The 12,761-nt window shown below is 61.2% G+C and carries 13 protein-coding genes; 8 read left to right on the forward strand and 5 right to left on the reverse strand.

Features of this window, described 5'->3' with window-relative positions:
* Window positions 1–144: 144 nt before the first annotated feature.
* Together HU218_RS15425 and HU218_RS15430 are read left to right on the forward strand one after the other, a co-directional pair.
* Complete coding sequence (locus HU218_RS15425) at window positions 145–807, forward strand: YecA family protein (RefSeq protein ID WP_174875828.1); 663 nt, start codon at window positions 145–147, stop codon at window positions 805–807.
* 95 nt (window positions 808–902) lie between these two features.
* Window positions 903–1,226 carry a hypothetical protein gene (locus HU218_RS15430; protein WP_174875829.1) on the forward strand — a complete coding sequence of 108 codons (324 nt, stop codon included), beginning with the start codon at window positions 903–905 and terminating at the stop codon, window positions 1,224–1,226.
* A gap of 109 nt (window positions 1,227–1,335) precedes the next feature.
* Here HU218_RS15430 and HU218_RS15435 read toward each other — a convergent pair whose 3' ends face one another.
* The gene (locus HU218_RS15435) at window positions 1,336–3,120 is read right to left on the reverse strand and encodes an acyl-CoA dehydrogenase C-terminal domain-containing protein (protein ID WP_174875830.1); all 1,785 of its coding nucleotides are present in this window, start codon (window positions 3,118–3,120) and stop codon (window positions 1,336–1,338) included.
* A 176-nt stretch (window positions 3,121–3,296) separates the two neighbouring features.
* On the opposite strand from HU218_RS15435, the gene HU218_RS15440 reads away from it, so the two are divergent.
* The 6 genes from HU218_RS15440 to HU218_RS15465 all read left to right on the forward strand — a co-directional run bounded on the left by HU218_RS15440 (window position 3,297) and on the right by HU218_RS15465 (window position 9,718).
* Window positions 3,297–3,854: a DUF2062 domain-containing protein gene (locus HU218_RS15440; RefSeq protein ID WP_217450845.1), complete on the forward strand. Its 558-nt coding sequence runs from the start codon at window positions 3,297–3,299 to the stop codon at window positions 3,852–3,854.
* Entirely contained in the window at window positions 3,841–4,398 is a 558-nt protein-coding gene (locus HU218_RS15445; RefSeq protein ID WP_174875831.1) for an NUDIX domain-containing protein, read from the forward strand. The genes HU218_RS15440 and HU218_RS15445 overlap by 14 nt, the downstream gene beginning before the upstream one ends.
* Window positions 4,385–4,705, forward strand: a complete 321-nt coding sequence (locus HU218_RS15450; RefSeq protein ID WP_246211274.1) for a PilZ domain-containing protein — start codon at window positions 4,385–4,387, stop codon at window positions 4,703–4,705. Before HU218_RS15445 ends, HU218_RS15450 begins: the two co-directional genes overlap by 14 nt.
* 192 nt (window positions 4,706–4,897) lie before the next feature.
* Window positions 4,898–6,826, forward strand: coding sequence for a PrkA family serine protein kinase (locus HU218_RS15455; protein ID WP_174875833.1), 1,929 nt, complete (start codon window positions 4,898–4,900; stop codon window positions 6,824–6,826).
* Between the two features lie 75 nt (window positions 6,827–6,901).
* Window positions 6,902–8,173: a YeaH/YhbH family protein gene (locus HU218_RS15460; protein ID WP_174875834.1), complete on the forward strand. Its 1,272-nt coding sequence runs from the start codon at window positions 6,902–6,904 to the stop codon at window positions 8,171–8,173.
* Between the two features lie 33 nt (window positions 8,174–8,206).
* Window positions 8,207–9,718: a SpoVR family protein gene (locus tag HU218_RS15465; RefSeq protein WP_174875835.1), complete on the forward strand. Its 1,512-nt coding sequence runs from the start codon at window positions 8,207–8,209 to the stop codon at window positions 9,716–9,718.
* Window positions 9,719–9,793: 75 nt separating this feature from the next.
* On the opposite strand, the gene HU218_RS15470 is transcribed toward HU218_RS15465, so the two are convergent.
* The 4 genes from HU218_RS15470 to HU218_RS15485 are packed head-to-tail and all read right to left on the reverse strand — an operon-like array spanning window position 9,794 to window position 12,715.
* Window positions 9,794–10,546: an ABC transporter ATP-binding protein gene (locus HU218_RS15470; protein ID WP_174875836.1), complete on the reverse strand. Its 753-nt coding sequence runs from the start codon at window positions 10,544–10,546 to the stop codon at window positions 9,794–9,796.
* Complete coding sequence (locus HU218_RS15475) at window positions 10,539–11,510, reverse strand: FecCD family ABC transporter permease (RefSeq protein ID WP_174875837.1); 972 nt, start codon at window positions 11,508–11,510, stop codon at window positions 10,539–10,541. The genes HU218_RS15470 and HU218_RS15475 overlap by 8 nt, the downstream gene beginning before the upstream one ends.
* Window positions 11,511–11,519: 9 nt before the next feature.
* Entirely contained in the window at window positions 11,520–12,326 is an 807-nt protein-coding gene (gene dapB / locus HU218_RS15480; RefSeq protein WP_174875838.1) for a 4-hydroxy-tetrahydrodipicolinate reductase, read from the reverse strand.
* Window positions 12,323–12,715, reverse strand: coding sequence for an outer membrane protein assembly factor BamE (locus HU218_RS15485; RefSeq protein ID WP_174875839.1), 393 nt, complete (start codon window positions 12,713–12,715; stop codon window positions 12,323–12,325). Before HU218_RS15485 ends, dapB begins: the two co-directional genes overlap by 4 nt.
* Window positions 12,716–12,761: the final 46 nt, after the last annotated feature.

Below are 12,761 nucleotides of genomic sequence, written 5' to 3' on the forward strand. Positions count from 1 at the left end.
GCAGGCCGGTTGTCCCTGACTGCCCCGCACCCGCGGGGCTTTTTTATGGTCATCGTGATGACTTGTGCGGCGGCTAGCATGGCGGAAGCCGACTAAACTGGAACGATCGGCTACAATGCGCGCCATTCTTGATGGAGATTGATCATGACCCAATTCGACGAGGCCGACCTCACCCGCCTGGAACTGCTGCTGACCCCGCTGTCGCAGGCCGGCACCACCATGCGTCCGGATGAAGTGCAGGGTTTCTTCTGCGCGCTGGTGTGCGGCCCGGATCGCCTGGACATTGATACCTGGCTGCCGGAAGTGCTGGGCGATGCGCCGGCGTTCGACAATGCCGAGAACGAAGCCGAAGTCCGCGCGCTGCTGCAGAAGTTCTACGACGCCATTGCCGAGACCATGGCCGATGGCGATCTGCCGGAGCTGGTGCTGTACGAAGAAGAAGGCGGTGAAGAGGCCGACTTCCGCCCGTGGTGCAATGCCTTCATGTACGCGCTGGATGTGGTGCCGACCGACTGGTTCGAAGCGGCCGACGACGAAGGTTTCGAAGACCTGCTGATGCCGGTGATGGCGCTGGGCGGCATGTTCGACGGCGAAGATGGCGAGGCGGCGCTGCTGCAGTTCGGCGAGAGCGAACTGAACAGCTTCAAGAGCGAGTTCGAAGACGCGATGCTGGCGGTGTACGGCTACTGGCGCGCCAAGGAACAGGCTCCGGTGACCCTGCGTCGCGAAGGTGACAAGGTTGGCCGCAACGATCCGTGCCCGTGCGGCAGCGGCAAGAAGTACAAGGCCTGCCACGGCCGCAATTAAGTACTGGCCGTCATGCGGCCAACCCAGCAACCCCGTGCCTCGGCACGGGGTTTGTTTTTGCCGGCTACACTCAGAAGGTAACCGGGAGAAGCATCATGAAGCTGGGGCTGGAAGCGATGCTGCAACTGTTGCAGGAGGTGGAGCAGGGCGATCCGCTGGATTTTGCCGATCTGCCGATGGACGAGGAGCAGCTGCGGCGGCTGGTGATGCTGGATCTGCTGCAGCGGGACGAGGCGTTGCAGGCCGAAGCCAGCCCGGAGGAGTGCCAGCTGATCTACATGCTGTCCACCGCGCGGCTGGTGCTGGAGAACCTGCTGCTGCATTTGCAGCTGTTGCGGCTGGAGCAGCCGGAAGGCTCGGCCGAGGAGCAGTTGCAAGCGGTGCTGCGCCGGCTGCGCGGCGAGGAGGGCGAGCAATAAACCTTGCTGCTGGCCGCGAAAAGGTTGGCCGCAGATCATGGGCCGCGCGGGGAGTGGTCATGAAAAACGGCGCCGCAAGGGCGCCGTCTGGTTTGCCGTATCAGCCGGCTCAGAACGCGAAGTGCTCGTCCTGCAGTGTCATCAGCGGCTGGGCGCCGGACTTGATGCTCACCTTCAGCGCTTCCACTTCCGGCAGCAGCTTGGCGTAGTAGAAGCGGGCGGTGGTGATCTTGGCCTGATAGAAGGCATCGGCACCGTCTTCCAGCTTGGCGTAGGCCACCTCGGCCATGCGTGCCCACAGCCAGGCATAGGTCAGGTGACCGATCAGACGCAGGTAATCGGTGGCCGCGGCGCCGGCTGCATCGCGATCCTGCATCGCCGCCATGCCGATGCCCATGGTGATCTCGCCGGCCTCCTTCAGCAGCTTGCTCAGCGGGCCGACAAACTCGGCCAGTTGCGCATTGCCTTCATTGGCCTGGCAGAACTTGTGGATCAGCTTGCTGAACTTGCGCAGCTTGGCGCCCTGGTCCATCAGCACCTTGCGACCCAGCAGATCGATGGCCTGGATACCGTTGGTGCCTTCGTAGATCTGCGAAATGCGGCAGTCGCGCACCAGCTGCTCCATGCCCCACTCGCGGATGAAGCCGTGGCCGCCGAATACCTGCATGCCCATGTTGGCCGCGGTGTAGCCGTTATCGGTCATGAACGCCTTGGCTACCGGGGTCAGCAGCGCTACCAGGTCGGCAGCATCGGCACGGGCGTCGGCATCCGGGTGCTTGTCCTCGATATCCAGCTGCAGCGCCAGTAGTGCCGACAGCGCGCGGCCGGCTTCGGTGTAGGCTTTCTGCGTCAACAGCATGCGGCGTACGTCCGGATGCACGATGATCGGGTCGGCGGCTTTTTCCGGAAATTTGGCGCCGGTCAGCGCGCGCATCTGCAGGCGCTCGCGGGCATAGGCCAGCGCGCCCTGATAGGAGGCTTCGCCGATGCCCAGACCCTGCATGCCGCAGCCCAGACGGGCGGCGTTCATCATGGTGAACATGCAGGCCAGGCCCTTGTTCGGCTCGCCGATCAGCCAGCCTTTGGCGCCATCGAGGTTGATCACCGCAGTGGCGTTGGCCTTGATACCCATCTTGTGTTCCAGGCTGCCGCAGTACACGCTGTTGCGGCTGCCGTCCTGATGGAATTTCGGCACGATGAACAGCGAGATGCCTTTCACGTCCTTCGGCGCATCCGGCAGGCGCGCCAGCACCAGATGGATGATGTTGTCGGACAGGTCGTGTTCGCCGGCGGAGATGAATATCTTGGTGCCGGTAATGGTGTAGCTGCCGTCGCCGTTCGGCTCGGCCTTGGATTTGAGCAGGCCCAGATCGGTGCCGCAGTGCGGCTCGGTCAGGCACATGGTGCCGGTCCAGCTGCCATCGACCAGTTTTGGCAGATAGGTGGCTTTCTGCTCGTCGGTACCGTGGGCATGGATGGCGGAGTAGGCGCCGTGCGACAGGCCCGGGTACATCGACCACGCCACGTTGGCCGCACACTGCATTTCCATCACCGGGAAGGCCAGCGACTTGGGCATGCCCTGACCGCCGTAGGCCGGGTCGCAATCCAGCGCCGGAAAGCCCAGCTCGCAATACTGCTGGTAGGCGGCCTTGAAGCCTACCGGGGTAGTGACCGATTTGGTGGCGGCATCGAACTGGCAGCTTTCCTCGTCGGCCTGCCGATTCAACGGTGCCAGCTCGTTTTCGCAGAACTGGGCGGCGGCTTCCAGGTAGGAGGTAAAGATGTCCTGGCTGGCCTCTTCGTAACCCGGCAGCGAGGGCAGGATGTCCTGAACTTTGATCAGCTCGTTGAGGACAAAATCAAAATCGCGCAGCGGTGCTTTATAAGCAGGCATGATGGTCTCCGGTGTTGATGCGCGGCCCGGCGGCTGGCCGGGTCGGGTTTCCTCGTGTTGGCCGGGTGGGCGGCCGCGGTGTCCTGCTCGTCGTGGCAGAATAAATCAAACGACTGTTTAAATTATTCCGGAGTTTTTTGCAACCTGCTTTTCCGGGGTGCGCTGGTGGAGAGGGCATGGCAAAACTGAAACGCTGGGTGCGCGGCAAGATGCATATCGCTCACGGCTGGTTACAGCAGCCGCTGCTGCGCTTTCTGCAGCCCTATCTGGATCGCCCGCAGTTGTGGAGCGTACAGCGGCGCAACGTGGCCAAGGCGGTGGCGGTGGGGCTGTTTTCCGGCCTGATGCCGGGGCCGACCCAGATGCTGACCGCTGGGCTGCTGGCGTTGCTTTTCCGCATCAACCTGCCGGTGGCGCTGATCTGTACCCTGTACACCAACCCGTTTACCTATCTGCCTTTGTACTTTCTGGCTTTCCGTCTCGGTTTGCTGTTACTGGGACAGCAGGCGACCGCTACAATGCCGGTCATGCCGGACGGCGCGTGGCATGACATTGCACTTTGGGGGCCACAGTTGCTGCATTGGCTGACACAATACGGCAAGCCCCTGTTGCTGGGCGTGCCGGCACTTGGCCTGGCGCTGGCTTTGGCTGGCTACCTTGCTGTCATGCTGTGTTGGCGGCTGGCGGTGCAACATCAATGGCAACACCGAAAGATAGAGCGTGGATCTGACTGAGAAAAAACTTCGTGGCGAACAGGTATTCAGTGGCGGCTTTCTGAAAGTGACGCGCGATGAAGTCGAGCTGCCGGATGGCAAGGTGGCTACCCGAGAATTCATCCGCCACCCGGGTGCGGTGGCTGTTCTGGCGCTGACCGATGATGATCGTCTGGTCATGGAGCGGCAGTACCGCTATCCGGCCGGGCGGGAATTCATCGAGATTCCGGCAGGCAAGATCGATCCGGCGGAACCGCCACACGAAACCGCCCGGCGCGAGCTGCTGGAAGAAACCGGTTTTACCGCCAGCCAGTGGCGATATCTGGGCAAGGCCTGGCCATGCATCGGCTATGCCGACGAAGTCATCCATTACTACCTGGCCACCGGGTTGCGCCAGCAGGCGCGGCAGCTGGACGAGGGCGAGTTTCTGGAGGTGATGCTGCTGGATCGTGACGAGGTGCAGCAGATGGCACTGGATGGCACTATCGCCGATAGCAAGACCATCGTCGGCCTGCACTGGTTGGCCGCATGGCAACAGGGGAAACTGCCCGGTGAAACCGTTTGAAACCCAATACCAGGATCGCCGCGTTGGCCGCCGCATGCGCATGGGGTGTCGTGCCAAGTTCAAGTCGTTGCACACCGGCGAGACGCACTACGGCGAGTGTGTCGATCTGTCGGTAGACGGTCTGGCTATCCGCTGTTCCTACGTGCCGCAGCACGGAGAAAGGCTGGATGTGGTGGTCATCGTGCCCGGGGTCGGCAATGTGCCGATGCGGCCGCTGGAAGCCACGGTAGAGGTGCGACGCTGTAACGAGGTCGAGCGCGGCAGACTGTACGAGATCGGTACCCGCATCCTGCAGCGCAAAAAATGACCATGAAATAATTGCCCTGCCAATAAAAAAGCCGACGGAATGTCGGCTTTTTCTTACTTGCACTTTTTTGCTGTGCTATACCCAATCAAAGAACAGCTTTTCCGCGACAGCTGACAACTTGGCAAGGGGGATCTGGCACGGCAATCTCACCAGTGCCAGGGTCTCGTTTGCCTCCACCAGGAGGGCGACGCCATGACCCAAGACATCTTCAGTCACTACGCTTCCCGTTACGATCGCACCCGCGAAGAGGAATACACCATCCAGGAGTTCCTCGAACTGTGCAAACGCGAGCCGATGGCCTATGCCTCCGCCGCCGAGCGCATGTTGATGGCGATTGGCGAGCCGGAGGTGATCGACACCCGTCACGACCAGCGCCTCTCGCGCATTTTCAGCAACAAGATGATTCGCGTCTATCCGGCATTCCGCGAGTTCTTCGGCATGGAAGAAGCCATCGAACAAGTGGTGGCCTACTTCCGTCATGCGGCCCAAGGGCTGGAAGAGAAGAAACAGATTCTCTATCTGCTGGGGCCGGTGGGCGGTGGTAAATCGTCGATTGCCGAAAAGCTGAAAGAGCTGATGGAGCGGGTGCCGTTCTACTGCATCAAGGGCAGTCCGGTAAACGAGTCGCCGTTGGGGCTGTTCAATTACGACGAGGATGGCCCGATCCTGGAAGAACAGTACGGCATTCCGCGCCGTTACCTGCGCGCCATTCCCAGTCCGTGGGCAGTGAAGCGCCTGCACGAGTTCAACGGCGACATCAGCCAGTTCCGCGTGGTGAAGCGCTACCCGTCGGTGCTGAAGCAGATTGCGGTTGCCAAGACCGAACCGGGCGACGAAAACAACCAGGACATCAGCTCGCTGGTGGGCAAGGTGGATATCCGCAAGCTGGAAAGCTACGCCCAGGACGATCCGGATGCCTACAGCTACTCCGGTGGCCTGTGTCTGGCCAACCAGGGTTTGCTGGAATTCGTGGAAATGTTCAAGGCGCCGATCAAGGTGCTGCACCCGCTGCTGACGGCCACCCAGGAAGGCAACTTCAAGGGAACCGAGGGTTTTGGTGCCATTCCTTTCGAGGGCATCATCCTGGCCCACTCCAACGAAAGCGAGTGGAAACACTTCCGCAACAACAAGAACAACGAGGCTTTCCTCGACCGTATCTACATCGTCAAGGTGCCGTATTGCCTGAGGGTGACGGATGAAATCCGCATCTACGACAAGCTGCTGAGCAACTCTTCGCTGGCCGGTTCGCCGTGCGCACCGGGTACGCTGAAGATGATGGCGCAGTTTGCGGTACTGTCGCGGCTGAAAGACCCGGAAAACTCCAGCCTGTATAGCAAGATGCAGGTATACGACGGCGAGAACCTGAAAGACACCGACCCGAAAGCCAAGTCGCTGCAGGAGTACCGCGACTTTGCCGGTGTCGATGAGGGCATGCAGGGACTTTCCACCCGCTTTGCCTACAAGATCCTGTCCAAAGTGTTCAACTTCGACCACACCGAGGTGGCGGCCAACCCGGTACACCTGCTGTACGTACTGGAGCAGCAAGTCGAGCGCGAGCAGTTTCCGGCAGAACTGGAGCAGAAATACCTTACCTTCATCAAGGAGTATCTGGCACCGAAGTACGTCGAGTTCATCGGCAAGGAAATCCAGACCGCCTATCTGGAAAGCTACAGCGAATACGGACAGAACATCTTCGATCGCTACGTGACCTTCGCCGACTTCTGGATTCAGGACCAGGAGTACCGCGACCCGGACACCGGCGAGAGCTTTGATCGCAACTCGTTGAATGCCGAACTGGAGAAAATCGAGAAACCGGCAGGGATTTCCAATCCGAAGGACTTCCGCAACGAGATCGTCAACTTCGTGCTGCGGGCGCGTGCCAGCAATGCCGGCAAGAATCCGCTGTGGACCAGCTATGAAAAGCTGCGCACCGTGATCGAGAAAAAGATGTTCTCCAATACGGAAGAACTGCTGCCGGTGATCAGCTTCAATGCCAAGGCCAGTACCGACGAGGCGAAAAAGCACGAAGACTTTGTCAATCGTATGGTGGTCAAGGGCTACACGCCCAAGCAGGTACGGCTGCTGTGCGAGTGGTATCTGCGTGTGCGCAAGTCGTCCTGAGTTGCTGGTAGCAGGTTGGCCGCAGCGTGCGGCCAACCGCTGCCGGTTTCGCCGTCAGCAGGCTAGGAGGCAAGCATGTCGCATATCATCGACAGAAGACTGAACGGCAAGAACAAGTCTGCCGTCAACCGCGAGCGCTTCCTGCGGCGTTTCAAAGCCCAGATCAAGGAAGCGGTCGGCAAGGCAATCAAGGGGCGAAGCATCACCGATATCGAAAACGGTGAGAGCGTATCCATTCCGGTCAAGGATATTTCCGAACCGGCCTTCCATCACGGGCGGGGCGGGGTGGCCGACCATGTGCACCCGGGCAACGAGGAGTTCATTGAAGGCGATCGCCTGAACCGGCCGCAAGGTGGCGGCGGTGGCGGCGGTGGCGGCAAGGCCAGCAATGAGGGCGAGGGCGAGGACGATTTTGCGTTCCAGCTGTCGCGCGAAGAGTTCATGAACGTGTTCTTCGAGGATCTGGCGCTACCCAACCTGATCAAGACCCAGTTGATGGGGATCGAGGAAATGAAGCCGGTGCGCGCCGGTTACACCAATGACGGTACGCCGGCCAATATCAGCATCGTGCGCAGTCTGCGTGGCGCGCTGGCACGGCGGGTGGCGCTGGGGGCGCCGACGTTGCGTGAACTGCGCGAGGCGGAAGAAGACCTGGACACCCTGCTGGAGTCCGATGAGGACAACGGCGTCGAGGTGCGCGAGCGCCGCAAGCAGATTCATGCCCTGCGCGACAAGGTGAACCGCATCCCGTTCATCGACCCGTTTGACCTGCGCTACAACAACCGGGTGAAGCAGCCCCAGCCGACCAGCAAGGCAGTGATGTTCTGCCTGATGGACGTATCCGGCTCGATGGATGAGGGCAAGAAGGATATTGCCAAGCGCTTCTTCATCCTGCTGTACCTGTTCCTGCAGCGTAACTACGAGAAGATAGAGGTGGTGTTCATCCGCCACCACACCAGTGCGGTGGAGGTGAACGAGCACGATTTCTTTCACTCGCGCGAATCCGGCGGCACGGTGGTGTCTTCCGCGCTCAACCTGATGGCGGAGGTGGTGAAAAAACGCTACGCCAACAGCGAGTGGAACATCTATGCTGCTCAGGCGTCTGACGGGGATAACTGGGACAGCGATTCGGCCAACTGCAGCCGTATCCTGCAGGAGCAATTGCTGCCGTGGTGCCAGTACTTTGCCTACATCGAAATCACCGAGGGCGAGCCGCAGAATCTGTGGTACGAGTACCTGAAAGTGGCCGAACAGAGCAAACACTTTGCCATGCAGAAAATCCGTACGCCGGCCGACATCTATCCGGTGTTCCGCGAACTGTTCAAACGGCAGCCGGCTACCCGCTAAGGTTGGCCGCGGCAAGCAAGGGGAGGGCAGCGCATGAAACCCATCTCTACCGGGTCCGAATGGACCTTCGAACTGATCAACGAGTACGACAAGGCGATTCGCGAGATTGCCATCGACGAGTTCCAGCTGGATTGCTATCCCAACCAGCTGGAGATCATTACCGCCGAGCAGATGATGGACGCCTACTCGTCGGTGGGCATGCCGGTGAATTATCACCACTGGAGTTTCGGCAAGCACTTTGTCTCCACCGAAAAAGGTTACAAGCGTGGCCAGATGGGGCTGGCGTACGAGATCGTGATCAACTCCAACCCGTGCATTGCCTATCTGATGGAAGAAAACTCCATGACCATGCAGGCGCTGGTGATCGCCCATGCCGCCTATGGTCATAACAGCTTCTTCAAGGGTAACTACCTGTTCCGCACCTGGACCGATGCCTCGGCCATCATCGATTACCTGGTGTTCGCCAAGCAGTACATCAGCCGTTGCGAGGAGCGCTACGGCATCGAGGCGGTGGAAGAGTTGCTGGATTCCTGTCATGCGCTGATGAATTACGGCGTGGACCGCTACAAGCGACCACAAAAGTTGTCACTGGCAGAAGAGCAGGCACGGCTGCACGAGCGCGAACAGTACCTGCAGACGCAGGTCAACGATCTGTGGCGCACCATTCCGCGGCGCGAGCGCGACGATAGCAACCGCGCCGCACCGCGCTTTCCGGCCGAGCCGCAGGAAAACATCCTGTACTTCATCGAGAAGTCCGCACCGTTGCTGGAGCCGTGGCAGCGTGAAATCGTGCGCATCGTGCGCAAGGTGGCGCAGTATTTCTATCCGCAACGCCAGACCCAGGTGATGAACGAAGGCTGGGCGACCTTCTGGCACTACACCATCCTCAATCGGCTGTTCGAGAAAGGGCTGGTCACCGATGGCTTCATGATGGAGTTTCTGCAAAGCCATACCAACGTGGTGTATCAGCCGCCGGTGACGGCACGCTGGTACAACGGCATCAACCCGTATGCGCTCGGTTTCAATATGTACCAGGACATCCGCCGCATCTGCGAAAACCCCACCGCAGAGGATCGCGAGTGGTTCCCGGATATTGCCGGGCAACCGTGGCGGCCGGTGCTGGAGTTCGCGATGAGGAACTTCAAGGACGAAAGCTTCGTGTCGCAATACCTGTCGCCCAAACTGATTCGCGACTTCCGCTTCTTTGCCATCCGCGACGACGACCAGGATGACAAGCTGGAGGTGGCCGCTATCCATGACGACGCCGGCTACCGCCGCATTCGCACCATGCTTTCCGAGCAGTACAACCTCGGCTCGCGCGAGCCGAACATCCAGGTGTGGTCGGTGAATGTGCGTGGCGACCGCAGCCTGACGCTGCGGCATACGCGGCACAACCGCAAACCGCTGGACGATGGCAGCGCACAGGAGGTGCTCAAGCACGTCGCCCGATTGTGGGGTTTTGATGTCCGGCTGGAGAGTGCAGATGCCGACGGTACCGTGCAGCAGCACTTTGAGGTGAAGCCGGAAGTGCCGGCAATGGCGTAAAGGTTGGCCGCATGACCAACAACAAGGCCGGGCAATGCCCGGCCTTGTTGTTGGCGCTATCCACTCGCGGAGGCCCTATGCTTGTGTGGCGATAAAGGCGCGGCAGCCGCTCGCATCGCGCAGTTCGCGCAGTGGCGATTCGTATAGCGCTTGCAGCATCGGCAGCTGCAGTACTTGCTCGGCGCTGCCGCAGGCCATGGCCGTGCCGTTTTTCAGCAGCAGCACATGGTCTGCGTGCTGGACTGCCAGGTTGACATCGTGCAATACCGCGATCACCCCGATGCCATGTTGGCGGGCGATCTGTCGCAGGCTGGACAATTGCAGGTTGGCCGCACCGATATCCAGCGCCGCGGTGGGTTCATCCAGCAGCAGATAGCGTGCCGCAGCGGGGCTGGCCAGCAATTGGTGCAGTGCGCGGGCCAGATGGACGCGGGCAAGCTCGCCGCCGGACAGCGTGGCGCAGTCGCGCTGCAGCAGGTCATGGATGCAGGTGTAGTCGATCGCCTGCTGCCTTGCGCCCGGATTGCTGCCGGCTACGCCGATGGTGAGTAGCGTGGCTACCGCCATGCCGGCCGGCCGGGCCGGTTGCTGCTCGACCAGTGCTCTGTGCTGTGCCAGTTGTGCTGCAGACAGTGCTGGCAACGGCTGCTGGTCGAGCCATATCGCACCGCTTAGCGGGCGGATTGCACCGCCCAGCAGGTGTAGCAAAGTGCTTTTGCCGGCGCCGTTCGGCCCCAGGATGACGCTGAGCGCCCCTTCCGGCAGCGCGGCGCTGACACGCTCCAGATATGCCGGCTGCCGCAGGCTGACAGCGCGTGCTTCAAGCATGTGCACCTCGCTGTCTGGCCAGCAGGTAGAGAAAGAACGGTGCGCCGGCCATACTGGTGATCACGCCCACCGGCAACTCGGCCGGATACAGTGCCTGGCTGGCAATCAGGTCGGCCAGCACTGCCAGTAGCGCCCCGGCCAGCGGGGTCAGCACCAACAGCGCGCGCAGTTGCAGGCCGATCAGGCGGCGCAGGATGTGTGGCGCCATCAGGCCGATAAACCCCACCATACCGCATTGCGCTACGACCAGCCCGCAGGCCAGTGTTGCCAGTAACACGGTTCGCCAGCCTTCGCGGCCAACGTTGAAGCCGCTGTAGAACGCGGCACGGTCGCCCAGCTGCAAGGCTTGCAGAAATGGTGCCTGCCGCCATAGTTGCCAGGCAATCAACCCGGCTGCCGTCAGCAGCAGCATGGCTTGCCCTGCGCTGGCGCCAGAGAAGCTGCCCATCAGCCAGAAGGTGACATTACGCAGGCCGTTATCCGGTAGCGTGGTGATCAGTAGGGTGAGCAGGCTGCCGCAGAGTGCATTGACGGCGACGCCCGCCAGCAGCAGCTTGGCGGCGGAGCGGCCGTGGGCCAGCAACTGGATGGCGAGCAGGGCCAGGGTGGCGCCGGCAAAAGCCGCCACGGAGACCAGTTGCGCCGGCCAGGCGGCGGCCAACGCCAGCGCCGCAGCCAGTGCGCCACCACCGGAAATGCCGATCAGGCCCGGTTCGGCCAGATCGTTATGGAAGCGCGCCTGGATCGCCAGACCGGCACAAGCCAGTAACGCACCGGCTGCGGCGGCGCTGACGATGCGCGGCAGGCGCAGCTCCAGCAGCAGCATGCGCTGTAATGGATCAAATCCGGGCAGTTGCAATAGGGCGGAGGCACTGCTGGCGGCATCGTGGCCGGCGAACAGCGAAATGACACTGGCCAGCCCGGTTAGGCTGGCCAGTAACAATAACCACGAGCGGGTGGTCATCGGGCAGGCTTAGCGCAGGCCAAGTACGTCCTGCATGTCGAACAGGCCGTGCGGCTTGGCTGACAACCACTTGGCGGCACGTACCGCACCATTGGCGAAAGTGGCGCGACTGGAGGCCTTGTGGGTGATCTCCACACGCTCGCCCAGCGCGGCGAACAGCACGGTGTGGTCGCCGACCACGTCGCCGGCGCGCACGGTGGCAAAGCCGATGGTGCCCGGATCGCGTTCGCCGGTTACGCCTTCACGGCCGTAGACCGCACATTGTTTCAGGTCGCGACCCAGTGCTTCGGCCACCACTTCGCCCATGCGCAGAGCAGTGCCGGATGGTGCATCTACCTTGAAGCGGTGGTGCGCTTCGGTGATTTCGATGTCGTAGCCTTCGTTCAGCACGCGCGCTGCCATGTCCAGCAGCTTGAAGGTGAGGTTCACCCCCACGCTGAAGTTGGCCGCAAACACGATGCCGATTTTTTCGGCGGCAGCCTTGATGGCGGCCTTGCCGGCATCGTCAAAACCGGTGGTGCCGATGATCAGCTGCACATTGTTGGCGACGCAGCCGGCGAGATGCTGCAGCGTCCCTTCCGGACGGGTGAAGTCGATCACCACGTCGGCGCCATCCAGTGCGGCATTGAAATCGCTGCTGATCTTGACGCCGGTTTCCCGGCCCATGAACAGGCCGGCATCCTGGCCGATAAACGGAGAACCGTCGCGCTCCAGTGCAGCGTGCAGCTTGGTACCGGTGGTTTCAAGAACGGATTCGATCAGCGTGCGGCCCATGCGGCCACCGGCGCCGACGATAACGACATTCAGGGTGCTCATTGCTTGACTTGTCCAATCGTATTGCTGGCTTCCAGTTGCGGACGCAGTGCCGGGAAGGCCTGGCCGTCAACGCGTTCTACCTGGTCATTGCCGTTGAAGTACACCACCAGGTTCTTTTCCTCTGCCGGCTTGCCTGGCCGGTCAATGCGGTACAGGTAGTCCCAGCGGTTGGCATGGAAGATATCGGTAAGCAGCGGGGTGCCCAGCAGGAAGCGTACCTGCGAGCGGTTCATTCCCGGCTTGACGCGGGCAACGGCGTCTTCGGTCACGTAGTTGCCCTGCTGGATATCCATGCGGTGGGCGGTAAACCAGTTCATCGGATTGAGGCTGCTGCAGCCTGCCAGGAACAGCACAGACAGCATCAGCACGGGCTTGAGCAGTTTTGCCATGAGCACCTTCACATTTGGGGAATCTGCTGAAAGGCTTTATCATACT

The sequence above is a fragment of the Vogesella oryzae genome (genome assembly GCF_902829295.1).
GTDB classification, from domain to species: Bacteria; Pseudomonadota; Gammaproteobacteria; order Burkholderiales; family Chromobacteriaceae; genus Vogesella; species Vogesella oryzae.

Bases quoted from the DNA above. Each gene is read 5' to 3' on its own strand.
- HU218_RS15425 (WP_174875828.1), top strand. From the start codon at position 145: ATGACCCAATTCGACGAGGCCGACCTCACCCGCCTGGAACTGCTGCTG.
- HU218_RS15430 (WP_174875829.1), top strand. From the start codon at position 903: ATGAAGCTGGGGCTGGAAGCGATGCTGCAACTGTTGCAGGAGGTGGAG.
- HU218_RS15435 (WP_174875830.1), bottom strand. From the start codon at position 3,120: ATGCCTGCTTATAAAGCACCGCTGCGCGATTTTGATTTTGTCCTCAAC.
- HU218_RS15440 (WP_217450845.1), top strand. From the start codon at position 3,297: ATGGCAAAACTGAAACGCTGGGTGCGCGGCAAGATGCATATCGCTCAC.
- HU218_RS15455 (WP_174875833.1), top strand. From the start codon at position 4,898: ATGACCCAAGACATCTTCAGTCACTACGCTTCCCGTTACGATCGCACC.
- HU218_RS15460 (WP_174875834.1), top strand. From the start codon at position 6,902: ATGTCGCATATCATCGACAGAAGACTGAACGGCAAGAACAAGTCTGCC.
- HU218_RS15465 (WP_174875835.1), top strand. From the start codon at position 8,207: ATGAAACCCATCTCTACCGGGTCCGAATGGACCTTCGAACTGATCAAC.
- HU218_RS15470 (WP_174875836.1), bottom strand. From the start codon at position 10,546: ATGCTTGAAGCACGCGCTGTCAGCCTGCGGCAGCCGGCATATCTGGAG.
- HU218_RS15475 (WP_174875837.1), bottom strand. From the start codon at position 11,510: ATGACCACCCGCTCGTGGTTATTGTTACTGGCCAGCCTAACCGGGCTG.
- dapB (WP_174875838.1), bottom strand. From the start codon at position 12,326: ATGAGCACCCTGAATGTCGTTATCGTCGGCGCCGGTGGCCGCATGGGC.
- HU218_RS15485 (WP_174875839.1), bottom strand. From the start codon at position 12,715: ATGGCAAAACTGCTCAAGCCCGTGCTGATGCTGTCTGTGCTGTTCCTG.